This is a genomic window from Burkholderia metallica, assembly GCF_902832845.1.
Lineage (GTDB): Bacteria > Pseudomonadota > Gammaproteobacteria > Burkholderiales > Burkholderiaceae > Burkholderia > Burkholderia metallica.
On the sequence record NZ_CADFDB010000014.1, the window covers coordinates 95,273 to 120,699 of the forward strand.

Annotated in this window: 17 protein-coding genes; 8 read left to right on the top strand and 9 right to left on the bottom strand. The window is 68.8% G+C overall.

Going from position 1 to position 25,427, the window contains the following annotated elements; genetic code table 11:
• Nucleotides 1–192: 192 nt before the first annotated feature.
• Entirely contained in the window at nt 193–1,278 is a 1,086-nt protein-coding gene (locus tag HWX08_RS30125; RefSeq protein ID WP_174921188.1) for a glycosyltransferase family 9 protein, read from the bottom strand.
• Between the two features lie 307 nt (nt 1,279–1,585).
• Nucleotides 1,586–5,119 carry a DNA polymerase III subunit alpha gene (gene dnaE, locus HWX08_RS30130; RefSeq protein ID WP_174921187.1) on the bottom strand — a complete coding sequence of 1,178 codons (3,534 nt, stop codon included), beginning with the start codon at nt 5,117–5,119 and terminating at the stop codon, nt 1,586–1,588.
• 216 nt (nt 5,120–5,335) lie between these two features.
• Here dnaE and HWX08_RS30135 point away from each other — a divergent pair, with 216 nt between their 5' ends.
• On the top strand, nt 5,336–6,190 hold the full coding sequence (locus HWX08_RS30135) for a sulfurtransferase (protein ID WP_069257239.1): 855 nt from the start codon (nt 5,336–5,338) through the stop codon (nt 6,188–6,190).
• A gap of 21 nt (nt 6,191–6,211) precedes the next feature.
• Nucleotides 6,212–7,105, top strand: coding sequence for a tRNA glutamyl-Q(34) synthetase GluQRS (gene gluQRS / locus HWX08_RS30140; protein WP_174921186.1), 894 nt, complete (start codon nt 6,212–6,214; stop codon nt 7,103–7,105).
• A gap of 184 nt (nt 7,106–7,289) precedes the next feature.
• On the opposite strand, the gene HWX08_RS30145 is transcribed toward gluQRS, so the two are convergent.
• From HWX08_RS30145 to purT, 4 genes are all read right to left on the bottom strand, one after another.
• Nucleotides 7,290–8,768: a DEAD/DEAH box helicase gene (locus HWX08_RS30145; RefSeq protein ID WP_481969489.1), complete on the bottom strand. Its 1,479-nt coding sequence runs from the start codon at nt 8,766–8,768 to the stop codon at nt 7,290–7,292.
• Between the two features lie 442 nt (nt 8,769–9,210).
• The gene (locus tag HWX08_RS30150) at nt 9,211–9,591 is read right to left on the bottom strand and encodes an MliC family protein (protein WP_174921184.1); all 381 of its coding nucleotides are present in this window, start codon (nt 9,589–9,591) and stop codon (nt 9,211–9,213) included.
• Nucleotides 9,592–9,675: 84 nt separating this feature from the next.
• A complete protein-coding gene (locus tag HWX08_RS30155; RefSeq protein WP_069257243.1) occupies nt 9,676–9,861 on the bottom strand; it encodes a DUF6726 family protein in 186 nt (61 codons plus the stop codon).
• A gap of 24 nt (nt 9,862–9,885) precedes the next feature.
• The gene (purT, locus tag HWX08_RS30160) at nt 9,886–11,100 is read right to left on the bottom strand and encodes a formate-dependent phosphoribosylglycinamide formyltransferase (RefSeq protein ID WP_069257244.1); all 1,215 of its coding nucleotides are present in this window, start codon (nt 11,098–11,100) and stop codon (nt 9,886–9,888) included.
• A gap of 213 nt (nt 11,101–11,313) precedes the next feature.
• On the opposite strand from purT, the gene HWX08_RS30165 reads away from it, so the two are divergent.
• Both HWX08_RS30165 and HWX08_RS34490 read left to right on the top strand, forming a co-directional pair.
• On the top strand, nt 11,314–11,859 hold the full coding sequence (locus tag HWX08_RS30165; RefSeq protein ID WP_069257245.1) for an META domain-containing protein: 546 nt from the start codon (nt 11,314–11,316) through the stop codon (nt 11,857–11,859).
• A 177-nt stretch (nt 11,860–12,036) separates the two neighbouring features.
• Nucleotides 12,037–16,665, top strand: coding sequence for an FtsK/SpoIIIE family DNA translocase (locus HWX08_RS34490; RefSeq protein ID WP_244122795.1), 4,629 nt, complete (start codon nt 12,037–12,039; stop codon nt 16,663–16,665).
• A gap of 102 nt (nt 16,666–16,767) precedes the next feature.
• On the opposite strand, the gene HWX08_RS30175 is transcribed toward HWX08_RS34490, so the two are convergent.
• A complete protein-coding gene (locus HWX08_RS30175) occupies nt 16,768–18,012 on the bottom strand; it encodes a lactonase family protein (RefSeq protein WP_174921183.1) in 1,245 nt (414 codons plus the stop codon).
• Between the two features lie 165 nt (nt 18,013–18,177).
• Here HWX08_RS30175 and HWX08_RS30180 point away from each other — a divergent pair, with 165 nt between their 5' ends.
• Together HWX08_RS30180 and HWX08_RS30185 are read left to right on the top strand one after the other, a co-directional pair.
• Nucleotides 18,178–20,007 (top strand): glycoside hydrolase family 15 protein, encoded by a 1,830-nt coding sequence (locus HWX08_RS30180; protein WP_069257248.1) that lies wholly within the window; start codon nt 18,178–18,180, stop codon nt 20,005–20,007.
• Nucleotides 20,008–20,218: 211 nt separating this feature from the next.
• A complete protein-coding gene (locus HWX08_RS30185) occupies nt 20,219–21,697 on the top strand; it encodes a polyhydroxyalkanoate depolymerase (RefSeq protein ID WP_174921182.1) in 1,479 nt (492 codons plus the stop codon).
• Between the two features lie 90 nt (nt 21,698–21,787).
• Here the strand turns inward: HWX08_RS30185 and HWX08_RS30190 are convergent, their stop codons facing one another.
• On the bottom strand, nt 21,788–22,420 hold the full coding sequence (locus HWX08_RS30190) for a TetR/AcrR family transcriptional regulator (protein WP_069257250.1): 633 nt from the start codon (nt 22,418–22,420) through the stop codon (nt 21,788–21,790).
• Between the two features lie 156 nt (nt 22,421–22,576).
• On the opposite strand from HWX08_RS30190, the gene rsxB reads away from it, so the two are divergent.
• Together rsxB and nth are read left to right on the top strand one after the other, a co-directional pair.
• Nucleotides 22,577–23,569 (top strand): electron transport complex subunit RsxB, encoded by a 993-nt coding sequence (gene rsxB, locus HWX08_RS30195; RefSeq protein WP_174921209.1) that lies wholly within the window; start codon nt 22,577–22,579, stop codon nt 23,567–23,569.
• Nucleotides 23,566–24,210, top strand: a complete 645-nt coding sequence (gene nth, locus HWX08_RS30200; protein ID WP_107312252.1) for an endonuclease III — start codon at nt 23,566–23,568, stop codon at nt 24,208–24,210. Before rsxB ends, nth begins: the two co-directional genes overlap by 4 nt.
• Nucleotides 24,211–24,366: 156 nt before the next feature.
• Here the strand turns inward: nth and HWX08_RS30205 are convergent, their stop codons facing one another.
• Nucleotides 24,367–25,296 (bottom strand): DMT family transporter, encoded by a 930-nt coding sequence (locus HWX08_RS30205; protein WP_174921181.1) that lies wholly within the window; start codon nt 25,294–25,296, stop codon nt 24,367–24,369.
• Nucleotides 25,297–25,427: the final 131 nt, after the last annotated feature.

A 25,427-nucleotide genomic window follows, 5' to 3' on the forward strand; every position in this document is an offset into this window, starting at 1 on the left:
CCGTGCGGGTGGACTGATGTGGCCCTGGGCGCGGGGGCATCGGTTTCCGGTTTTCCGTCGCCGTCCCCCCTTCCTCTCCCCCCGTGCACGATGCGCCGTGCGCCGCTCACAAATTACCGGTCACCGGTCGCCCCCAGTGCAGGTGCAGGTACCCAGCCGGTGCGGTACGCAATGCCTGCGACGCCCGTGAAATTAGGAAGCGACTGTCATGACCGCGGGCGCAGCGGCAGCCGGCCGCGTACGCGCCGCGTCGGTCAGCGGCTCGTCGCGACGGATGGCCTGCGGCAGCAGGTGACGCACCGCCCGCTCGACCGCATCGACTCCGATCGCGTCGACGGTCGCGCCGGCGCGCAGGATCACGTGCGGCACACCGATCGGATGCCAGCGCAGGTATTTCTCGGGACGGTCCTCGAACAGCGCGGCGACCGGCACGCCGAGCGCCGACGCGAGATGCACGGGGGCGCTGTCGGCCGAGACGATCGCATCGAGCAGGCTCGCGGCAGCGACCAGCTCGGCGACCGACGACGGCGCCACATGACGCGCGCTCACGTCGCGCCACGCGTCGTCCTCGGGGGCATGGCCGATGGCCGGATCGCGGAACACGATGACGTCGGCGCGCGGCACAAGCCGCTCGGCGAGGTCGCGCCAGCGGTCCATCGGCCAGCGTCGCTCGGCCGCCTTGTTCGTCACGAACAAGCCGACGCGCGGCTTCGTGCGCGCGCCGAGCAGCCGATACCACGCGTCCTGCAGCGAACGGTCCGGATGAACCGACAACGCGAGGCGGTCGAGATCGGCGCGGCCGAGTTCGGGCACGAGCCGGAAACCTGACAGCGCCTCGTGGCACATCGGTCGCCGCGCGACGTGCTCGGGCTTGCGATCGTCGAATTCGGTCTCGGCATCGTGCCAGCGGCAGTCCTTCGCGCCGATCTGACGCGCGAACTGTATGCTGCTGCGATGCATGCCGCCGTTCGGCACGACCACGAGGTCGAACCGCAGGCGACGCAGGCGGCGCACGAGCCGTGCCCGGTCGAAAAATGCGCGCATCCGCCCGGGACGGTCGTTGCGCTCGCATTGGCGGCTGTACACGTAGGTGTGGATCACGTCCACGTCGGGGTTTCCGGCCAGCGCGGCCGCGTTGTAGCGGTTCGCGACCACATGCAGCTCCGCGTCGGGCCAGCGCGCCTTCAGCGCGCCGAGAAACGCCGTCGTGCAAAGCATGTCGCCCAGAAAATCAATCCGGATCACGAGGATCCGCTGCGTCGGGTTCCCATTGGCCATGGTCGTGTGGTGACTGTCAGTTTTTTATCGTCGCGACGGGCCATTCCTCACTATCCGGTTCCGGGCCGGCCCTGTCGCATGTCGCCGCTCGCCGCACGGATACGCCCCCGTTCATGTGCGCGATCCGGGCGCCGCCCGCCCGGAAAAGACGATCGACACCGCGTGCGTGCGGCCAGCGCCGGATTGTATAGCGTCCCGATGACCCGCCCAAGACCCGCTTGGCGAGAAGATGAAAAAAGGCCCGTCGCACCGCACGATGGCGATGCGACGGGCCGCATGGCGCGACAGCCGTCCGGTGCGGGCGCGCTCAGTACGTGATTTCGACGACGCTGCCGTCGAACGCCGCGCGCAGCTCCGCGAGCAGCACGTCGCTCGGCTTCACGCGCCACGCGTCGCCGAGACGCATTTCACCTTGTGCCCGCGCGTTGCTGTAGAGCACCTGGACCGCGAGCCCGTTCGGCAGAGGCGCCTGCGGGCGGCGACCGCCGTCGCGCCCGCCGCCGCGCGGCGCGGGTGCTTCGACCATGTTCGCAGCCGCCGGATCGTCCTTCGACACGTGCGACTCGAGCACGCGGCGCAACACGGCCGCGTCGGCGTTGCCGTTCATCGTCAGCCGCACCGCCTGCGCATAGCGGCTGCGCGCGCGTTCGAGATCCATCACGGTATCGGCTGTGAAGCGGATGCCGCCCGTGAACGCATCGTTGCGTGCCTGCCCCTGCACGATCAGCAACTCGTCTTCCTTGAACAGCGCCTTGTTGGCCTCGAACTGCTCGTTGAAGATCGTGATTTCACACTGGCCCGTGCCATCGTCGAGCAGCGCGATCAGCATCTTGCCGCGCTGGGTCATCTGCGTACGCAGCGACGCGATGATGCCCGCCACGAGCTTGTCGCGCCCTTCCTTCAGGTCGCCGAGCTTCTGCCGCACGAAGCGGCGCACTTCGTCGCGATACGCGTCGAACAGGTGGCCGGACAGGTAGAAGCCGAGCGCGCCCTTTTCTTCCTGCAGGCGGCGCTTGTCGTCCCACGCGGGCTCGTCGACGAGCGCATGCGCGTGCGGCGACTCGGCGCCCATGTCGAACAGGCCGGCCTGCATCGCGTTCGCCTCGGCCTGGTCGGCCGCTTCCATCGCCAGCGGCACCGACGCGATCAACTGCGCGCGGTTCGGATTCAGCGAATCGAATGCGCCGGCGCGGATCAGCGCCTCGACCGTGCGGCGGTTGACGACGCGCCGGTCGATCCGCTCACAGAAGTCGAACAGGTCGGTGAACGCCTTCTCCTCGCGCGCACGCAGGATTTCCTCGATCGCATTCTGGCCGCTGCCCTTCACCGCGCCGAGGCCGTAGCGGATCGTGCGCGAGCGCTTGCCGTCGGCTTCGGCAACCGGCTCGAAGCGGTAATGCGACTGGTTGATGTCCGGCGGCAGCACGGTGAGATTGTTCATGACGCAATCGTCGAACAGGATTTTCACCTTGTCGGTGTCGTCCATCGCGAGCGTCATGTTGGCCGCCATGAATTCGGCCGGATGATGCGCCTTCAGCCACGCGGTGTAATACGCGAGCAGCGCATAGGCGGCCGCGTGCGACTTGTTGAAGCCGTAGCCCGCGAACTTCTCCATCAGGTCGAAGATCTCGTCCGACTTCTCGCGCGTGAGGCCGTTCTTCGCCGCACCCTCGGCGAAGATCTCACGGTGCTTGACCATCTCCTCGGGCTTCTTCTTGCCCATCGCGCGACGCAGCAAGTCCGCGCCGCCGAGCGAGTAGCCGCCGATGATCTGCGCCATCTGCATCACCTGCTCCTGATAGACCATGATGCCGTAGGTCTCTTTCAGGACGGGTTCGACGCGCGGATCCGGATACTCGACCTTCTCGCGGCCGTGCTTCCGCGCGCAGAAGCTCGGAATCAGATCCATCGGGCCCGGACGATACAACGACACGAGCGCGATGATGTCCTCGAAGCGGTCGGGCTGCGCATCCTTCAGCATGCCCTGCATCCCGCGGCTTTCCAGCTGGAACACCGCGACCGTGTTGGCCTTCTTCAGAATCTGGAACGACGCGGGATCGTCGAGCGGCACCTGCGCGAGCGACCAGTCGGCCTTCGACGGATCGAGGCGGCGGATGAAGCGCTCGGCCCAGTCGAGGATCGTCAGCGTCGTCAGACCCAGAAAGTCGAACTTCACGAGGCCGACGGCTTCGACGTCGTCCTTGTCGTACTGGCTGACCACGCCGCCGTCGTCGCCCTGCGTGTACAGCGGGCAGAAATCGGTCAGCTTGCCCGGCGCGATCAGCACGCCGCCCGCGTGCATCCCGACGTTACGCGTGAGGCCCTCGACGCGCTGCGCGAGGTCGAGCAACTGATGCACTTCGTCCTCGTGGTCGTAGCGCTCCTGAAGCTGCGGCTCCTCCTTCATCGCGTCGGCGATCGTCACGTGCTTGCCCGGCTTGAACGGGATCAGCTTCGCGACGCCGTCGGTGAACATGTAGCCGAGGTCGAGCACGCGGCCGATGTCGCGCACGGCCGCCTTCGCGGCCATCGTGCCGAACGTGGCGATCTGCGACACGGCGTCCGCGCCGTACTTCTCCTTCACGTACTGGATCACGCGGTCGCGGCCGTGCTGGCAGAAGTCGATGTCGAAGTCGGGCATCGACACGCGTTCCGGGTTCAGGAAGCGCTCGAACAGCAGGTTGTAGCGCAGCGGATCCAGATCGGTGATGCCGAGCGCGTATGCGACCAGCGAACCGGCGCCCGAACCGCGGCCCGGGCCGACCGGCACGCCGTTGTTCTTCGCCCAGTTGATGAAGTCCGCGACGATCAGGAAGTAGCCCGGGAACCCCATCTTCGTGATGGTCCCGCACTCGAATTCGAGGCGCTTGTAGTACGTTTCGCGCTGCGCGTCGCGCTCCGCCTCGACCGGATACAGCTGCACGAGCCGGGTCTCGAGCCCTTCCTTCGACAGCTGGACCAGGTAGTCGTCGAGCGACATGCCGTCCGGCGTCGGGAACAGCGGCAGTTTCGGCTTGCCGAGCTCGAGCTTCAGGTTGCAGCGTTTCGCGATTTCGACCGTGTTCGCGATCGCCGACGGCAGGTCGGCGAACAGCGCGACCATGTCGTCCTGCGTGCGGAAATACTGATCGGTCGTGAAGCGCTTCTGGCGCCGCGGGTTCGCGAGGATGTCGCCTTCCGAGATACACACGCGCGCCTCGTGCGCGGTGAAATCGTCGCCAGTCATGAACTGCGTCGGATGCGTCGCGACGACCGGCAGCTTCAGCGCCGCGGCGAGCGTCGCGGCCTGCTGGATGTACGCCTCGGCGCCCGGCTGGCCATAACGCTGCAGCTCGATGTAGAAACCGCCCGGGAACACCTTCGCCCAGCGCTCGGCGTGCCGGCGCGCGGCTTCTTCGTTGCCCGCGGCCAGCGCAAGCCCGATGTCGCCCTGTTGCGCGCCCGACAGCGCGAGCAGCCCCTGCGCAAGCTCGCCTTCGAGCCAGCTCGCATCGAGTTCCGCACGGCCGCGGTACTGGTTCGTGAGCCACGCCTTCGACAGCAGCTCGCAGAGATTCAGGTAGCCGACCTTGTCCTTGACAAGCAGCAGCAGCCGCGACGGCTTGTCGCGGTCGTCGGGATTGGCGATCCAGACGTCGCAGCCGGCGATCGGCTTGACGCCCTTGCCGCGGGCTTCCTGGTAGAAACGGACGAGGCCGAATGCGTTGCCGAGATCGGTGAGCGCGAGCGCACCCTGACCGTCTGCGGCCGCCGCCTTGACGATGTCGTCAATGCGCACGATGCCGTCGGCAATCGAGAATTCGGAGTGAACGCGAAGATGGACGAAGCGAGGATCTGACATGGGCGCTATTGTAGCCGCCCCGCCGCGCAGGCTGCCCAAAAAATCCCCGCGCTGGCCATTCGGCCGATGGGCGCGACCGCACGTCGCGCGACCGGCCGAATGGCCGGGTGCCGGCCTGGGCGCCGTTTGCGGGATAATACGGTTTTTCGAATCAACGCCCCGGCTTCGCACCCTTTTTTGCGGGCCGCCGTGCGGTCGTTTTCCCGTCGGACCATCATGACCATCGTCAACCTCGCCGCCTACCACTTCGTGTCGCTCGACGCGATCGAGCAATGGCGCCCGCTCGTCACCGCCCGCTGCAACGAACTCGGCCTGCGCGGCACGATCCTGCTCGCGCCGGAAGGCATCAACCTGTTCGTCGCGGGCACGCGCGACGCCGCCGACGCGTTCATCGCGTACATCCGCCACGATCCGCTGTTCGAAGGCAAGTTCGCGTCGCTGCAGTTCAAGGAAAGCCTGTCCGACTCGCAGCCGTTCCGCCGCATGCTCGTGCGCCTGAAGCGCGAGATCATCACGATGAAGAAGCCGGCGATCAAGCCGGAGCTCGGCCGCGCGCCGTTCGTCGACGCACGCACGCTGAAGACGTGGCTCGACCGCGGCCACGACGACGCGGGCCGCCCGGTCGTGATGCTCGACACGCGCAACGCGTTCGAGGTGGACGTCGGCACGTTCGACGACGCGCTCGACTACCGGATCGACAAGTTCAGCGAATTCCCGGACGTGATCGACGCGAACCGCGCCGACCTCGAAGGCAAGACGGTCGTGTCGTTCTGCACGGGCGGCATCCGCTGCGAGAAAGCCGCGATCCACATGAAGGAAATCGGCATCGAGAACGTGTACCAGCTCGAAGGCGGGATCCTGAAGTATTTCGAGGAAGTCGGCGGCGCGCACTATCACGGCGACTGCTTCGTGTTCGACTACCGCACCGCGCTGAACCCGCAACTCCAGCCCACCGAAAACGTCACGTGTTTCGCGTGCCGCGCGGTCGTCACGCCGGAAGCGCAACAGTCGCCGAGCTACGTGCCCGGCAAGTCGTGCCCGGCCTGCGTACCGGCAGCCAGCGCCGCGTAAGCGCGCGTTGCCCGCGCCCCGATGACCGCCTACCGCGGCCGCTTCGCGCCGTCGCCCACCGGCCCGCTGCATTTCGGCTCGCTGGTCGGCGCGCTCGCGAGCTGGCTCGATGCGCGTGCGCACGGCGGCACATGGCTCGTGCGCATCGAGGATCTCGACGGTCCGCGCACGGTGCCCGGCGCGGCCGACGACATCCTCGCGACGCTTGCCCATTTCGGCATGACGCCCGACGAGCCGCCCGTCTGGCAAAGCACGCGCGATGCGGCCTATACGTGCGCGCTGGATCGGCTCGTCGCGGCCGGCCTCGTCTATCCGTGCGGCTGCACGCGCAAGGAAATCGCCGATTCGCTGCGCGCCGCGCACGAGCGCCACACGACGCTCGCGTACCCGGGCACCTGCCGCACCGGCCTGCACGGCAAGCCCGCGCGCGCGTGGCGGCTGCGCGTGCCGGACGGCGACGACGCGATCGTCACGTTCGACGACCGTTGGCAGCACACGCAATCGCAGAATCTCGCGACCGAAGTCGGCGATTTCGTGCTCAAACGCGCGGACGGGCAATGGGCATATCAGCTCGCGGTCGTCGTCGACGATGCCGACGCACGCGTCACGCATGTCGTGCGCGGCGCCGACCTGCTCGACTCCACCGCGCGCCAGATCCACCTGCAGCACTGCCTCGGCGTGCCGACGCCGCAATACCTGCATGTGCCCGTCGTCGTCGACGAAAACGGCGAAAAGCTCAGCAAGCAGACGGGCGCGACCGCGCTCGAACGCGACGATCCGCTGCCGGCGCTGCACGCCGCTGCCGCGCATCTGGGCCTCGCGCCTGACGGCGCACCCGCCGCCACGACGCTCGATGCGTTCTACGCAGCCGCAACGGCCGCGTGGGCAGCGCGTTACGGCCCTCAGGCCGGCTAACGCCCGCAGCGAGCGGATTGTGCGGCGATCGGCCGGCGGGCGGGCAGCGGCCGAGTGCCGCCTGCGTCGCTCACGACCCTATTCCCCATCCCGTCGCGACCCCAATGAAAAACGGGCGCACGCTCGTCGCATGCACCCGTTTTTCCTGCAGCGCTCGCGCGCCGCACCGTCACGTCCGCCGGGCTTATGCCGACGGCTTGCGCGGCATCCCGAACCCGCCGAGCAGCGCGGCGACCTGACGCTTCGGCCCCTTCTTCTCGGGCTGCTGCGCAGGCTGCGCGTCGTCCTGCTGCTTCGCCGCCGCCGACGGCTCGTACGGCTTCAGGAAGAAATCGTCGACCGGCGCTTCGTGGCGACGGTGATGGCCGCGCTCGGAGCCGCCCGACCGGCGCCCCGACGCACCGCGATGTTCGTCGCGATCGCGGCGGCCGCCGCGTTCGCCACCGCGCTCGCCGTTGCGATCGCCGCCGCGCTCGTCGTGACGGGCGCGCGCCGGCTTGTCGAGCGTAAGCGTCTGCATTTCGAGCGGACGCTTGATCAGCTTCTCGATATCGGCGAGCTGCTTGCGCTCGTTCGGGCTGCACAGCGACAGCGCGTCGCCCGTCGCCCCCGCGCGGCCGGTACGGCCGATCCGGTGCACGTAGTCTTCCGCGCTGAACGGCAGATCGAAGTTGATCACGGCCGGCAGCTCGGCGATGTCGAGGCCGCGCGCGGCCACGTCGGTCGCGACCAGCGCCTCGATCTCGCCGCGCTTGAACGCGTCGAGCGCCTGCATCCGCTCGAGCTGCGTCTTGTCGCCGTGAATCGCCGACGCGACCACACCGTCGCGCTCGAGATTGCGCGCCAGCCGGCTTGCGCCGATCTTGCTGTTGCAGAACACGATCACCTGCTTGAGCCCGCGATCGCGCAGCAACTGCACGACGGCTGCGTGCTTGTCGCCTTCGGCGACGTCGTAGACGATCTGCGTGACGTTCGCGTTCGTCGAGTTGCTGCGTGCGACTTCGATCGTCTGCGGGTTGCGCAGGTACGTCGACGCGAGCTTCTTGATTTCGCCGGAGAAAGTGGCCGAGAACAGCAGCGTCTGACGCTCCTTCGGCAGCAGGTTCAGGATGCGCTGCAGATCGGGCAGGAAGCCCATGTCGAGCATCCGGTCGGCTTCGTCGAGCACGAGGATCTGGACCTGGCCGAGATTCGCGGTCTTCTGCTGCACGTGGTCGAGCAGGCGGCCGGGCGTCGCGATCAGGATCTCGACGCCGCGGCGCAGTTCGGCCATCTGCGGGTTCATGTCGACGCCGCCGAACACGACCGCGCTGCGCAGCGGCGTGTGCTTCGCATACGCGTGCACATTCGCGGCGACCTGGTCGGCGAGTTCGCGGGTCGGCGTGAGAATCAGCGCACGCACCGGGTGGCGCGCCGGTGACGCGCTCGTGTTGGCCTGCGGCAGCAGGCGCTGGATGATCGGCAGCGAGAAGCTCGCGGTCTTGCCGGTGCCCGTTTGCGCGGCGCCCATGACGTCGCGGCCGGCGAGCACGACCGGAATGGCCTGCGCCTGGATCGGCGTCGGCGTCGTATAACCCTGCTCCGCAATGGCTTTCAGGATATCGGCGGCAAGGCCGAATTGATCGAAGGTTGCGTCGACGGGCTGGGCGACAGAATCGGACATGGTGGCGTTTCGCTCAAAAGGCGCGGCGGGGACATCGTGCGTCAGGCCGGCCGGGCCTGCGCTCATCACAATTCGGAAATAGACGGAGCCGCGGCACGCCGCGCGGCGCCGCTCTGGCGCTTGGGACCGGTTCAATGCGAACGCTGGACGCCAGGCCGTGCGGACTCCGTTCGGCGCGAATGCCGGCGGAAAGGGCCGTATTGTAGCACTGCACGGCCATCTGTCCGTGACAACGCCGCGAACGGACGCAACGGCGGTTCGCGCGGCGGGCCCGGGCAGGCCCGCGCGACCGGCGGACGGCCCGGTCGGACTATGCCGATCGGCTGGTGGGAAATTTCAGGGGTTCGATCCCGGGACTGCCCGCTTGCTGCCCGCCCGCGCGTCGCGCGGACAGGGCCGGGAGCCGTTCACCGCCCCCGGCGGACCCGTTCCCGCCAGACGCTCAGCCCTTCTTCTTTTTCTTCTCGACCTGGACGCAATCGCCCAGCAGCGGCGGCGAATTCTGGTCGGCGATCTCGTCGCGCAGCGTCGCCTCCTTGCCCTTCGTCCACCACGTATAGCGGCCGGCCTGGTAGCGCGCGCCCGACGCCGACACCGTATCGACGAACAGCATCTGCTTCCCGTTGACCGGCACGAGCGCGAAGCTCTGGCCATTGCCCGCGAGCCAGTACGACACCCGCACGGGCTGCTTCTGGTTCGCGCACTGGTAGACGGTGAACTGGCGCGAATCGGCGTCGATCTCTTCGACGGTCAGTTGCGCGGCATGCGCGACGGAAACGGCGGTGCCGGCAAACGCGAGCGCGGCAAGGGTTTGGCGAATCATGCGGGTCCTCTCACGAGACGGGTGGAAACGCGCCCTCGCGGGGCGCGCAATTCGTTATTGTTGGCGATCGCGCGGGTGTCGCGCTCACGGATCGATGACGTCGGCACACGCGTCCGTCGGCGCGGCCGCGACATGGCCGACGAGCGGCACGATCTTGAGCCCGGCCGAGGCCACCCGGCACGGTGCGGCCGCGAGGCCGCAACCCGCGAGACTCGCGACAAGCGCCAGCGCGGCGCCCAGCTTTCCGATACGCAGCCAGATCGGCGCCATCGTTTTCTCCAGATCCTGGTGAGGTCAGCGCGCCGACACGGGCCGGACGGCCGCCGCGGCGCGCCGCGCGCGTTCACGGGCTTCGTCGACGGTCGCGCCGGTCGCCAGCGCGACGCCCATGCGCCGCTTCGCGAAACTTTCCGGCTTGCCGAACAGGCGCAGGTCGGCGCCCGGCACCGCGAGCGCGTCGCGCACGCCTTCGAACGCGATCCCGCGCTCGTCGAGCCCGCCGTAGATCACGGCCGACGCGGCCGGCGTACCGAGCGCCGGATCGACCGGCAGCCCGAGAATCGCGCGGGCGTGCAGCTCGAATTCCGACTGGCGCTGCGACGCGAGCGTGACGAGCCCCGTATCGTGCGGCCGCGGGCTCACCTCGGAAAACCACACGTCGTCGCCGCGCACGAACAGCTCGACGCCGAACAATCCGCGCCCGCCGAGCGCCTCGGTAACCTTGTGCGCGATTTCGCGCGACTTCTCGAGCGCCGCCGCACTCATCGGCTGCGGCTGCCACGACTCGACGTAGTCGCCCGCGACCTGCACGTGGCCGACCGGCTCGCAGAAATAGGTGCGCGTGGCATTCGTCGCCGGATCGATCGCACGCACGGTGAGCTGCGTGATCTCGTAGTCGAAATCGACGAAGCCCTCGACGATCACGCGGCCGTGGTTCACACGGCCGCCCGCCATCGCGTAGTCCCACGCCGGCTTCACGTCGGCTTCGGTCTTCACGACCGACTGCCCCTTGCCCGACGACGACATCACGGGCTTCACGACGCACGGCATGCCGATCTTCGCGACGGCCGCGCTAAACGCGTCGAACGAATCCGCGAACGCATACGGCGACGTCGGCAGGCCGAGCTCCTCGGCTGCCAGCCGGCGAATCCCTTCGCGGTTCATCGTGAGCTGCGTCGCGCGTGCGGTCGGGATCACCTCGGCAAGACCGGCCGCCTCGATCGCCGCGAGCGCGTCGGTCGCGATCGCCTCGATCTCGGGCACGATCAGGTGCGGCCGTTCGGCCTCGACGAGCGCGCGCAGCGCGGCGGCGTCCGTCATGTCGATCACGTGCGCGCGGTGCGCGACCTGATGGCCCGGTGCGTCCGGATAGCGGTCGACCGCGACGACTTCGACGCCGAGCCGCTGCAACGCAATGATGACTTCCTTGCCGAGTTCGCCGGCGCCGAGCAGCATGACGCGCGTGGCCGAAGGTGAGAGCGGCGTACCGAGCCGCTGACCGATCTGCATGTGATTACCCGCTTCTGGTGGAGGACGAAAACGGCTTCGATGTTAACACGCGCGACGACCCCGGTTTGACGCGTTTGCCCGCACCGGCGCGCGGCCGCAGGCCGCCCGCGAGCGGCCTGCGAACGTTTTCACGCACGAAGTGTCGGCTCGCCTGCCGCGGGGCGGGTGCGTTACTCTTACGCCTTGATCAGAATCCGATGAGGAACGAGGCTCATGTCCCACCTGTTCGCGGCCGCACGCGCACGCACCGGCCTGCTTCGCCCGCTGCGCGCGCCGCTCAGCGCGCTGACGCTTGCCACGCTTCTCGCCGCCTGCGCGATGCCGACCCACCCCGATTCCGCCGCCCCCGCGCCCGACCCGTACAACCCGGCCGCCGTCCAGCTGCTCGACGACACGAGCTGGGAACTCACCAGCTGGCTGAACGCCGACGGCACGCAGCGCGCAATCCCGCACGGCGACAACGGCGAGCCGATCAAGCTCGCGCTGTCGACCGATTCGGGCGTCCGGCGCGCCAGCGGGTTCTCGGGCTGCAACCGCTACATGGGCACCTACGCGATCAAGAACGGCCTGCTGAGCTTCGGGCCGCTCGCCGGCACGCGGATGGCCTGCCCGAATACGCTCGGCGGCCAGCTCGAAGCCGCTTACCTCGACGCACTCGCACACATCGACAAGACCGGCGTGCAGATGCGCGAGCCGAAGCAGTTGCAGATCGTGACCGCTTCCGGCGCGACGCTGACCTTCACGCACCGGAGCCCCTGATGCAACGCGCGCGCGAAGGCCGACCGACCGCCTTCGCGCAGCGCGCCACGCGCGTGTACCGCGCACACGCGTCGCGCGGCGTGAATCGGATGCACGCCGCGTTAGAGTCTTGTTCGCCGGCCGGTTAAACTCGGCGGGTCGCGCCCCGCGCGCCCCTCCCCACTCCTGTTTCAAAGCATGCACACGGTTGTCTTCGGCTGGTTCGGCATCTCCGCCGTCTGGTTCCTCCTTCTCTTCTGGCGTCTCGTGCAGGCGATGCTGCCCGGCGGCGGCGGGCTCGCCGGCCGCGGCTCGATCCGCCTGTGGCTCGGCTTCGCCGCCGTGTTCGTCGCGAGTTGCACGCTCACGAGCCCGCTGTCGGGCCCCGACACGAACGCGCTCGGCCATGCGTTCTCGGCAGGCTTCGCCCGCGTGCTCGGCCCGATCGGCACGCCGGTCGCCATGGTCGTGCTGTTCTTCGCCGGCCTGCCCTGGCTGACCGGCATCGGCTGGCGGCAGTTCGCCGCGTGGGTCGACACGTCGTTCGGCGTCAAGCTGTCGCGCGACGGCGGTGACGACGATGCGCGCGGCATCGCCGACCTGCCGCGCAGCGCGCTGCATCGCGACGACGACATCGTCCAGCCGACCACCGCACATACCGTCAACTCGATGGCGCCGCGCCGGAACGGCCGGTACTCGCGTCCGACCCTGTGGAAACCCGACCCGCAGCCGCGGCCGAAGCCGCGTAGCAGCACGCCGCCGCGCCCCCACGTGGAACCCGTCGCGCCGTCGGGCTGGTTGAAGCCGACCGCGCCGCAGCGCATGCCGACGCCCCCCGCACCGATTCCCCCGGCCAGCGCGATGCCGCCGCCGACGACCGGCAGCACCGCCAGCCTCGCGCGCGCGGCAGCGAACGCGCAAGTCCCGCGCCCCGATCCGGCCCCGCTTCCCGCCGGATTCGAACCCGTCCGCCCGCGGCCGACCGCCGTGCGGCCGACCACCGCCGCGTTGAAGCCGACCCCGCCCCGCACCACCGTCGCGCCGCGACCGGCCGCCGCGCAGCCGCCACGCGCGCCGGTGCGCCCCGCCGTGAGTGCCGGTTCGACCGGCCTGCCGCCGGATGCCGCACGTCGTCGTCCGGCGCCGCAAACGCCGGCGCGCGCGCCGCTCTATGCGTGGAATGAAAAGCCCGCCGCACCGATCACGCCAGCGCCGAGCGTGCACGACACACTGCGCTCGATCGAAGCCAGCACCGCGCAATGGGCGACGCTGGGCGGTGCGCAGTCGGCCGACGCAGCACACGCAACGGCCGCTTCCGCAACCGCGGCCGGTGTGGCCGCGGCGGCAGCCGGCAGTGCCGCGCCGGTATCGGCGGCCGTGTCGACCGGGATCGCGTCCGCGACCCTCGGCCTCGCGGCGCATGACGCGCGTGTTCCGCCCGCGCAAGATGCAGCGCCGGCGGTTGGCGACAATGCACCGATCGTGCTCGACGCGTTCATGCCGCCAGCGTCCGTTGCCCCGGCACCGGTTGGCGATGCGGGCGCCGTGGCGTCCGACGACGTCACGCCGCATGCGCTGTCGAATACCGTCGTCGACGATGCCGCTTTCCCGCATCGCGCCGACGACGAGATGCGGCACATCGACGATGCCGCTGCCGCGCCGGCATCGGATCTCACGTCCGCACCGTCGTTCGACGCGCCCGTCGACCTCGCGCCGTGGGACGACCTCGCCAGCCAGCCGGTTTCCGCATTCGACGCATCCGCGTGGAACCCCGTCGCCGGGTCATCGATCGACGTGACGGGACCGGAACCGGCCAATGCAGCCGCTGCGCAACCCGACTCGATTCACGACAGCGTCGTGAGTCGCCCTCCTGCATCGCTCGATAACGACGACCAGTCCAACGCGCAACCGGCTCCCGCAATCGATCGCGCGATATTGGACCGTGAGCGGCACGGCATCGCCGAAGCGCACGCCGACGTGAAACCGGCAGGAAACACCGTGCCGTTCGCAGCCCTTCCCTCTTCGGCGGGCGCCGACAGGACATCGCGCACGCATGCCGAAACCAGGCCGTTTGCGGCAGCCCTGGTAGCGGCTTCGTCGGGCTCGGCATCGGGCGCCGCCACGCCGGATACGGTGGAACGGCCGGCAATCGCTCAGGACGCCGCGCCAGCGGGATCGACGTGGACGCCGTCGACCGCGCAACCTGCCACGACGAATACCGCCGTCGCAGCGGAACTGCCGAAATCGCCGGTCACGGCTCAACCGTTCGCCGCCGTGCAAACGGCTTCGGCTGCCGGTGCTTCGCCGCTTGCAGGCGCCGCCCAAGATTCGACCGCGCAAGCACCTGCATCCGCATCGAGCATGGCGCCTGTCACCGCTACGTCTTCTTCGGATGATGTGACCGGCGCTGTATCCGCTTCGCTTTCGCGACCGAACGCATCGATATCGACCGTCGCATCCGTCGTGCCGGCATCCCCGATCGGCGTATCCGGCGGTGCGTCGGCTTCGCTTTCGCAACCGGCGGCTTCGACACCGATCGCTGCATCTGTCGCGCCGGTGAACGTTGCGAGCACGACTTATGGCTCGCTCCCCCGCACCTCGACGTCGGCCCCGTCCGCCCCGTCCGTTACACTCGCCGTGACGCCGTCGACGGCCGGCACATCGGCTTCGCCCTCCGCTTCGACCGCGTCGGCAACCGCCGCGGCGACGCCCGTGCATGTCGTACCGGGCGCGATCACCGCACCGTCTTCCGCGCCCGCCTCGATGCTTCAAGTCAATCCGGCAACCTCATCGACAGGTACCGCATTCGGCACGTTTCGCACATTCGGCGCCACCGACGCTGCCGCATCGCAGCCGGCCGCGTCCGACTCGACGGCAACGTACTCCGGCGCAATCGCACCGACCGCCACAACCACGGCCGCGGCGACTCCGGCACAACCGGTCGCAGCGTCGCCCGTCACTCCAGCCGGCTCGCTGACATCCTTCGGCGCAACCGCAGCGACACAGCCCCCGTCGATCGCATCCGCCCCTGCGGCACTCGCGGCCACGACGTTCGCGTCCCCACCCGCCACGGCCGCGTCGCCGGCAAGCGGGTTCGTACCGAACTTCTCCACGGCATCGGCAGCTCCGTCGACCGTCGCCCCGCTGCAACCAGCGGCATCGATCCCCGGCGCGAACCTGTCGGCCCCGACCGCGGTCACGTCCGCACCGACGACCCCGGTTGCGCTGCCGGACGCAGCACCGGCCACCGCGACGTCCGCCCCGGACGCAACCGCCGCTGCGGCCCCCGCCACGCCCGCGATCCAGCCGCGTCCGAACGCGTTCGAATTCCACGCGCCCGCGTCGTTCAACGTCGAACTGCCGACGCTCGACCTGCTCGAGCCCGCGTCCGACGACATCGAAATGATCACCGACGAACACCTCGCGCAGACCGCGCAGGTAATCGAACAGCGGCTGCAGGAATTCAAGGTGCCGGTGACGGTGGTCGGCGCATCGGCCGGCCCGGTCATCACGCGCTTCGAGATCGAGCCCGCGCTCGGCGTGCGCGGCAGCCAGATCGTCGGGCTGATGAAGGACCTGTCGCGCGGCCTCGGCCTCACGTCGATCCGCGTCGTCGAGACGATTCCCGGCAAGACCTGCATGGGCCTCGAACTGCCGAACGCGAAGCGCCAGATGATCCGCCTGTCGGAAATCATCGAGTCGCGCCAGTACCAGCACTCGGCCTCCCAGCTGACGATCGCGATGGGCAAGGACATCACCGGCCATCCGGTCGTCACCGATCTCGCGAAGGCGCCGCACATGCTCGTCGCGGGCACCACCGGCTCGGGCAAGTCGGTCGCGATCAACGCGATGATCCTGTCGCTGCTGTACAAGGCGACGCCCGAGGACGTGCGGCTCATCATGATCGACCCGAAGATGCTGGAGCTGTCGGTCTACGAAGGCATCCCGCACCTGCTCGCGCCGGTCGTCACCGACATGAAGCTCGCGGCGAACGCACTGAACTGGTGCGTCGGAGAAATGGAGAAGCGCTACCGGCTGATGTCGGCCGTCGGCGTGCGCAATCTCGCGGGCTTCAACCAGAAGATCCGCGATGCGCAGGCAAAGGAAAAGAAGATCGGCAACCCGTTCTCGCTGACGCCCGAGGACCCCGAACCGCTGTCGACGCTGCCGCTGATCGTCGTCGTGATCGACGAGCTGGCCGACCTGATGATGGTCGCCGGCAAGAAGATCGAAGAGCTGATCGCGCGCCTCGCGCAGAAGGCGCGCGCGGCCGGCATCCATCTGATCCTCGCGACGCAGCGTCCGTCCGTCGACGTGATCACCGGTCTGATCAAGGCGAACATCCCGACGCGCGTCGCGTTCCAGGTGTCGTCGAAGATCGACTCGCGCACGATTCTCGATCAAATGGGCGCCGAATCGCTGCTCGGGATGGGCGACATGCTGTTCCTGCCGCCGGGCACCGGTTATCCGCAGCGCGTGCACGGCGCGTTCGTCGCCGACGAGGAAGTGCACCGGATCGTCGAGTACCTGAAGCAGTTCGGCGAGCCGCAGTACGAGGAAGGGATTCTCGACGGCCCGGCCGCCGACGGCGCGACGCAGGACCTGTTCGGCGATGCGCCGGACGCGGAGGCCGATCCGCTGTACGACGAAGCGGTCGCGTTCGTCGTGCGCACGCGGCGCGCATCGATCTCGTCGGTGCAGCGGCAGTTGCGCATCGGCTACAACCGCGCCGCGCGCCTCGTCGAGCAGATGGAAGCGGCCGGGCTCGTGTCGTCGATGGGCATCAACGGCAGCCGCGAGGTGCTCGTGCCGGCCGCGGCCGACTGAGTGCGGCGGCCCGGGCGGCCGCCGTCAACCGGCACGGGCGCACCGGGAAACCGGCCGCCGCGTAAAACAACGGGGTGCTGCATCGGCAGCACCCTTTTTCGTTTACTGCACCGGCACCAGCTTGAAATCGACCGGCTTGCCGACCGCCACCTTCTGCGGATTCGGACCGAGCTGCCCGGTTTCGACATTGCGGCTGAACACGTAGAACGTATCGCTGTCCTGGTTGCCGACGATCAGCCATTTGCCCGTCGGGTCGATCAGGAACTCGCGCGGCGTCTTGCCCAGGCTCGACTGGCGGCCGACCTGCTTCAACCGGCCGTCGGCCTGGTTCACCGCATAGATCACGAGGTCGTTCGCGTCGCCGCGGTTGCTCACGTACAGGAAGCGGCCGTCCGGCGACAAATGGATCGCGCCGCCGCCGACCTTGCCCTTGAAGCCCGGCGCGCTCATCGGCAGCGTCTCGATCGGCGTCAGCTTGCCGTCGTGGTAGCCGAACACCTCGACCGACGCGTTGAGCTCGCTCGTCACGTACGCGTACCGGCCGTCGGCGCTGAACACCAGGTGGCGCGGGCCCGAGCCGGCCTTCACCGGCGTGTAGCGCGTGTCGGTCGGGCCGATCAGCCCGCGGCTGCCGTCCACCGTGTAGCGGTAGCCGTAGATCTTGTCCGCGCCGAGATCCTGCACGAACAGGTAATGGCCGTCCGGCGAAAACACCGTCGAATGCACGTGCGCGCCGTCCTGGCGGCCCTTCACGGGCCCCGTGCCTTCGTGGTGCACGCTCAGCACGGCCTGGCCGACCGCGCCGTCCTCGCGCAGCGGAAACACCGCGAAACTGCCGCCCGGATCCTTCGCGACCGAGTAGTTGGCCGTCACGAGGTACTTGCCGTCCGGCGACAGCGCGAGATAGCAAGGATCGTTCCCTTCCGACGACACGCGGTCGATGAAGCTCAGCGCGCCCGTCTTCGCGTCGAAGCTAAACGCGCTGATGCCGCCGCGCTGCGTCGCCGGCCCGTCGTCGCCGGGCAGTTCGTTGACCGCGTAGACGGTGCGACCGTCGCGGCTCGGCAACAGGTAGGACGGATTGACCGTCTTCGCCGACGACACCGGTGCGACGCTGCCGGTTTTAGTATCGAAGCGGTAAACATAGATGCCGTCGCTGCCTCCGCCCGTATAGGTGCCGACGAGCAGGTTGTAGATGCCGTCGGCCGGAGCGGACGATTGCTGCGCAAATGCATGGGTCGCGGACAACGAAAGCACGATCGCGAAACCTTTCATCCAGTGAGCGAGCCTAAGCGGGAACCCTCGTGTCGAAGCGCGTGCGTCACGCTCGCGTAAACGGTTGGGCATTGAATCCTCCTTGCGTCGAGTCGCTTCAAGTGTTGAGATAGGACGAAACGCCGGCTGTTCATGCGCTCCGCCGCCCGGCCGAGTATACGGGGCGCGACGCCAGCGCGTGAAGCCTGGACACCGCCGTCCGCATTGTGAACTCGAATACCCAAGGATCGCCTGCCCATGCCTGCCCTGATCGAAGACTACGCCCTCGTCGGCGACGGCCACACTGCCGCGCTGATTGCAAAAGACGGCTCCGTCGACTGGCTGTGCTGGCCCCGCTTCGATTCGGGCGCCTGCTTCGCGGCGCTTCTCGGCACCCCCGAGCACGGCCGCTGGCTGCTCGCACCGGCCGCCGACGCCGCGATCACGCACACGACCCGCCGCTATCGCGGCGACACGCTGATTCTCGAAACCGACTACGAAAGCGCCGACGGCGCCGTCACCGTGATCGACTTCATGCCGCCCGGCAACGGCTGGTCCGAACTGGTCCGGATCGTCGTCGGCCGCCACGGCACGATGAAGATGCGCATGGAGCTCGTGTTGCGCTTCGACTACGGCTTCTCGATCCCGTGGGTCACGCAACTGAGCCGCGAGGACGGCATGAAGGCGATTGCGGGCCCCGACACCGTCGTGCTGCGCACGCCGGTGCCGCTCACCGGCAAGAACCTCCATACGCTCGCGGAATTCACGGTGAGCGCCGACGAGCGCGTGCCGTTCTCGCTCGGCTATGCGGCGTCGCACCTGCGGCTGCCGCCCGCGCGCGATCCGCTGTCGATGCTCGCGCGCACCGAGAACTACTGGCTCGAATGGTCGGGCCGCTGTCAGGTGCAGGGCCGCTACGCGGCCGCGGTGCGCCGTTCGCTGATCACGCTGAAGGCGCTCGCTTACGAGCCGACCGGCGGCATCGTCGCGGCGCCGACCACGTCGCTGCCCGAGAAGATCGGCGGCAACCGCAACTGGGACTACCGCTACTGCTGGCTGCGCGACGCGACGATCACGCTGCTCGCGCTGATGCGCGGCGGCTATTACGACGAGGCGCGCGCGTGGCGCACGTGGCTCGGCCGCGTGATGGCCGGCTCGCCCGAACAGATCCAGATCATGTACGGGATCGCCGGCGAACGCCGGCTGCCGGAAATGGAGCTCGACTGGCTGCCCGGCTACCAGGATTCGAAGCCGGTGCGGGTCGGCAACGGCGCCGCGAACCAGCTTCAGCTCGACGTGTTCGGCGAGGTGATGGCCGCGCTGCACCTCGCGCGCGTGGGCGGCCTGCAGGCGGACGACACGGTCTGGTCGGTGCAGTGCGCGCTGCTCGACCATCTCGAGAAGATCTGGCAGGAACCCGACGAAGGCATCTGGGAAACGCGCGGCGGCCGCCGCCATTTCACGTTCTCGAAGGTGATGGCGTGGGTCGCGTTCGACCGCGCGATCAAGTCGGCGGAAATGTTCCGGCTGCCCGGCTCGCTCGACCGCTGGCGCGCGCTGCGCGACCGGATCCACGCCGACGTCTGCAGCAACGCGTGGCACGAAGGCAAGCAGGCGTTCGCGCAGAGCTACGGCAGCGACGAGCTCGACGCGAGCGTGCTGCTGATGCCGCTGCTCGGCTTCCTGCCGCCGGAAGACCCGCGCATCGTCGGCACGGTCGACGCGATCGAGCGGGAATTGCTGCACGACGGACTCGTGATGCGCTACCGCACGACCGAGTACGACGACGGCCTGCCGCCCGGCGAAGGCACGTTTCTCGCGTGCAGCTTCTGGCTGGTCGACAACTACGCGCTGCTGGGCCGGATCGACGACGCGCACCGCCTGTTCAGCCGGCTGCTAGCACTGTCGAACGACCTCGGATTGCTCGCGGAAGAGTACGACCCGGTAGCCGGGCGGCTCGTCGGCAACTTCCCGCAGGCGTTCTCCCACGTGGCGCTGGTGCATACCGCGATGAACCTGATGCACCACGAAGACGCGATGGCGCGCGCAGCCGGCCAGCCCGCGCCGGCCGTCGCGACAGGCCGCTGAGCGGGGCGCGAGCGGTATGGTCAGAGATCGTCAAATCGCAAAACTTTGATGAAAAATCGGGGAAATGTTGCATTGCACCACCGATCGTTGTCCGATATGATCGACGCGATTGTCCGGCTGCAGTGCATCATGGCCGGTCGCTGACCCACACGGCACGCCGCGACGCCCCACGCCGCCCTTGCGCACCGTCCCCCACGCGGGAGTAGTCTGCATGCTTTACCAACTGCACGAATTCCAGCGCGCCATGTTGAGCCCGCTGACGGCCTGGGCCCAGGCCGCGTCCAAATCGTTCGCCAATCCGTCCAGCCCGTTCTCGCTGATGCCGGGTGCGCCGCGGATGGCCGCCGCCTACGAACTGATGTACCGGCTCGGCAAGGATTACGAGAAGCCCGAGTTCAACATTCACCAGATCGTCAAGGACGGCCACAACATCCCGATCGTCGAGCAGACGATCATCGAGAAGCCGTTCTGCCGGCTGTTGCGCTTCAAGCGCTATTCGGACGACGCCGACGCCGTCACGCAGTTGAAGGACGAGCCGGTCGTGCTGGTCTGCGCCCCGCTGTCGGGCCACCACTCGACGCTGCTGCGCGACACCGTGCGCACGCTGCTGCAGGATCACAAGGTCTACATCACCGACTGGATCGACGCGCGGATGGTGCCGGTCGAAACCGGCCCGTTCCACCTGCACGACTACATCGCGTATATCCAGGAGTTCATCCGTCACATCGGCGCGCGCAACCTGCACGTGATCTCGGTGTGCCAGCCGACGGTGCCGGTGCTCGCGGCGATTTCGCTGATGGCGAGCCGCGGCGAGGACACGCCGCTCACGATGACGATGATGGGCGGCCCGATCGATGCGCGTCGCAGCCCGACGTCGGTGAATTCGCTCGCCACCCAGCACTCGACCGCGTGGTTCGAGAACAACGTGATTCACACGGTGCCCGCGAACTATCCGGGCGAAGGCCGCCAGGTGTATCCGGGCTTCCTGCAGCACACGGGCTTCGTCGCGATGAACCCGGAGCGGCACGCGCAATCGCACTGGGATTTCTACCAGAGCCTGCTGCGCGGCGACGAGGACGATGCCGAAGCGCACCGCCGCTTCTACGACGAATACAACGCGGTGCTCGACATGGCCGCCGAGTATTACCTCGAGACGATCCGCGTCGTGTTCCAGGAATTCCGGCTCGCGGAAGGCACGTGGGATGTCGAAGGCGAGCGCGTGCGGCCGCAGGACATCAAGCACACCGCGCTGATGACGATCGAGGGCGAACTCGACGACATCTCGGGCAGCGGCCAGACGCACGTCGCGCACGAGCTGTGCACGGGCATCCCGCAAGACGATCGCCGCAGCCTGACCGCCGAAAAATGCGGTCACTACGGGATTTTCTCGGGCCGCCGCTGGCGCACGATCATCTATCCGCAGCTGCGCGACTTCATCCGCGAGCATGCGCCCGAGCAGAAGCACGGCGCGACGAAGGACGTCCCGGACGCACCGGCGGCAACGACGCTCGCTGCCGTGCCGAGCGCCAGCGCGCAGGCCGAAACGACGCGCGTCGCCGCGGCGAAGCGCACCCGCGCGAAGGCGCCTGCCAAGGCCGCCGCAGCGGCGCCCGCCAAGCCCGCACCGGCCGCCAAGCGGGCCGCCGCCGGCCCGCGCGCAAAAGCCTTGCGCACGCGCAAGGCCGCCTGACGCGCGTCGCGTTCCGACGCAAAAACGCCGCCGTTGCCTGCGCACGGCGGCGTTTTTGCATCCGGCGACCGCTTCAGCGCGGCCCGCGCGTCAGCGCCGCAGCAGATACGCGAGCAGCACCTCGGTGTTCATCCGGACCATCTCGGCGCGCTCGTCGGTATCGGTGAAATCGCGGCCGAGCGTCGCGGCGAGCGTGAAGCGGTTCGACACGATGTAGTAGCCGAGCCCCGACAGCGTCACGTAGAAGCGCAGCGGATCGACGTCGGCACGGAACAGCCCGGCCTTCTGGCCGCGCGTCAGCACGTTGCCGAGCTTCGCGACGATCGGCGACATCATCTCGCGGATCCGCGTCGACTTGTGCAGGTAGCGCGCTTCGTGCAGGTTCTCGTTGTTGATGAGCCTGAGCAGCTCCGGATGGTCGCGGTAGTAGTCCCAAACGAAATGCGCGAGCCGCGTGACGGCTTCGACCGGCGCGACGCCGTCGAGATCGAGCACGCGCTCGGCCTCCGTCAGCGCGGAGAACGCGTGTTCGAGCACGGCGGTGAACAGCTGCTCCTTGCTGCCGAAGTAGTAATAGAGCATGCGCTCGTTGGTTTCGGCCCGGCGCGCGATCTGGTCGACGCGTGCGCCGAACAGCCCTCCACTCGCGAACTCTTCGGCCGCCGCCATCAGGATTCGACGGCGAGTACCTTCAGGATCTCTTTTGATTTTTGGCTGATTCATGGTGGCGTTTTGCTATGTGAGCCGCGTGATCCGGACCGACACCCCCACCGCCTTGGCGCCGGCCGCCCTGGAACGGGCGCGCCGCGGACGGCCGCCCTCCTGCTGAGCCCCTGCAAAAAAGCGGTTCGATTATGCGCACAGACGGCGTCCAGCGCAATGCGGGAAATCGGCGATAATCGAGCTTTGGCAAACCTTTCCGGCCGCGCCCGACGCGGCCGAGAGCCATTCGGCGCCGCAGCGCCCGTAGTCACCGTGACCGATTCCAGAACACTCGCAGATCGCATCGAAGATCTGCTTCCCCAGACGCAATGCACGAAGTGCGGCTATAACGGCTGCCGTCCGTACGCCGAGGCGATCGCCTCCGGCGACGCGAACTACAACCAGTGCCCGCCCGGGGGCGCCGAAGGCATCGCGCGCCTCGCGAGCCTGCTCGGCAAACCGGTGATCCCGCTGAACCCCATGAACGGCAGCGAGCATCCGCGCGCGGTCGCCTTCATCGACGAAAACCTGTGCATCGGCTGCACGCTGTGCATCCAGGCGTGCCCGGTCGATGCGATCGTCGGCGCACCGAAGCAGATGCACACGATCATCGCGTCGCAGTGCACCGGCTGCGACCTGTGCGTGCCGCCCTGCCCGGTCGACTGCATCGCGATGCTGCCGGTGACCGGCGATCGCACCGGCTGGGACGCATGGTCGCAGGTGCAGGCCGATGCCGCGCGCGAGCATCATGACCTGCGGCTCGCGCGCCAGCGCCGCGAACGCGAGGCCGCCGAGGCGCGCGCCGCGGCACGTCGCGCGGCCAGCGCCGCGAAGCCGGCTGCCGCGCAAGCGGAAGCGCCGTCCGGCGCGCCGGCCGCGGACGACGCCGAAGCGAAGAAGCGCGCGATCATCGCCGCCGCGCTCGAACGGGCGCGCAAGAAGAAGGAGGAACTGTCCGGGCAAGGCGCCGGGCCGAAGAACACCGAAGGCGTGAGCGCAGCCGTCCAGGCACAGATCGATGCGGCGGAAGCGCGCCGCAAACGGCTCGCCGAACAGCAGGCGCAGCGCGACGCCGACGCGGCGGACGCGGCTCGCACCGACGAAGAGAACGACGCAGGCAACGACGGCCCGGGCGGCCCGTCCGCCCCGCCCGACCAGAACGCTCCATGAACGCCAGCAAACGACGCGCGATCTACGAAACGCTGCAGAGCCTCAATCCGCATCCGACCACCGAACTCGAATACTCGACGCCGTTCGAGCTGCTGATCGCGGTGATGCTGTCTGCCCAGGCGACCGACGTGTCGGTCAACAAGGCGATGCGGAAGATGTTTCCGGTCGCGAATACGCCGCGACAAATCGTCGCACTCGGCGAGGAAGGCGTCACCGAGTACATCAAGACGATCGGGCTGTACCGGACCAAGGCGAAGAACGTGGTCGCGACGAGCCGGATCCTGCTCGACCGCTACGACGGCGAGGTGCCGGCCGATCGCGAAGCGCTCGAAGGGCTGCCGGGCGTCGGCCGCAAGACCGCGAACGTCGTGCTGAACACCGCGTTCGGCCAGCCGACGATCGCGGTCGACACGCATATCTTCCGCGTCGCGAACCGCACGGGGCTCGCACCGGGCAAGGACGTGCGGGCCGTCGAGGCCGCGCTCGAGAAGTTCACGCCGAAGGAATTCCTGCAGGACGCGCACCACTGGCTGATCCTGCACGGGCGCTATGTGTGCAAGGCCCGCAAGCCCGAATGCTGGCATTGCGCAATCGAGCCGCTGTGCGAATTCAGGCCGAAGACACCGCCGCCGAACGAGTGACGCGCAGCCGCGGCCGACCTGCCGCGGGGACGGCCCCGTACCCGTTGTTCGGACGCGCGATGCACGCGCCGTCGGCTGCCATTCGGCCCGTCAGTCGCGGCTGCCACAACGCGACGCGGAGTCCGCCGCGCCACGCCCCCGCTTTCCCGTTCCGGGCTACGCGTTCGACGTCGCCGTCGCGTCGTCGGCGGCCGCGCCGCCCGCGCGCACCAGCGCCAGCACGGCCACCAGAATCGCCACGCCGCCCGCCCACTGCAGCGGCGACAGCGCTTCGCCGAACAGCAGCGCCGCGAGCGCGACCGTCACGACCGGTTCGAGCGTCGACAACATCGACGTGCGCGCGGCCCCGAGCCGCTCGAGCCCGGCAAAGAACGCGAGCATCGCGGCCACCGTCGACACGAGCGCGATCGCGAGCATCGACGCCCAGCCGCCGGCCGTCGCGGGCCAGCGCGGCGGCGCGCCGAACATCGCGGTCCGCACCAGGGCGATCGCCACGAGCGTCGCGGTCGCCGACAGACAGATGATCGCGGTGGTCGCGAGCGGATCGACGCCCCGCGTCGCCTTCGCGCCCCCGACGATGTACAGCGAATAGATCACCGCGGCGGCCAGCGCGAGCGCGATCCCGAGCGGCTCGCCGTGCCCGCCGCCGACCATCAGCGCCGACCCGGCGACGCACAGCACGAGCGCGACGGCCTTCGCGCGCGTGAGGCGCTCGCCGAGCCACCATGCGGCCAGCAGGGTGACGAAGGCCGGGTACAGGTACAGCAGCAGCGCGACGAGGCTCGCCTGCGCGTGCTGCAGCGCGCTGAAATAGCAGAACGACTGCCCGACGTAGCCGAGCGCACCCATCGCCACCAGCGGCGCAAGCGCGCGAGCGCGCGGCCATGCGACCCGGCGATGCCGGGCAATCGCGGCGAGCACCGCGCCGCCGATCGCGAAGCGCACGATCAGCAATCCGAGCACGTCGACGCCGCCCGCATACGCATAGCGGCCGAAAATCGCCATCGCGCCGAACGCGGCGGCGGACAGCGCGACGTAGAGCGTGCCCTGCAGGGCGGCGGACGACGGGCGGAAAGTGGCGGTCATGACGGAACGGGTGCGAAAGGCGTGGCGACGGAAATCGTCGGAGTGTAACGGCGCGGCGGCGGCGAGCCTAGCCCGCGCTTACCCGTTCCCCGACGCCGGCAGCGGAGCGGGGCGACCGGCCGGCGCGGCGC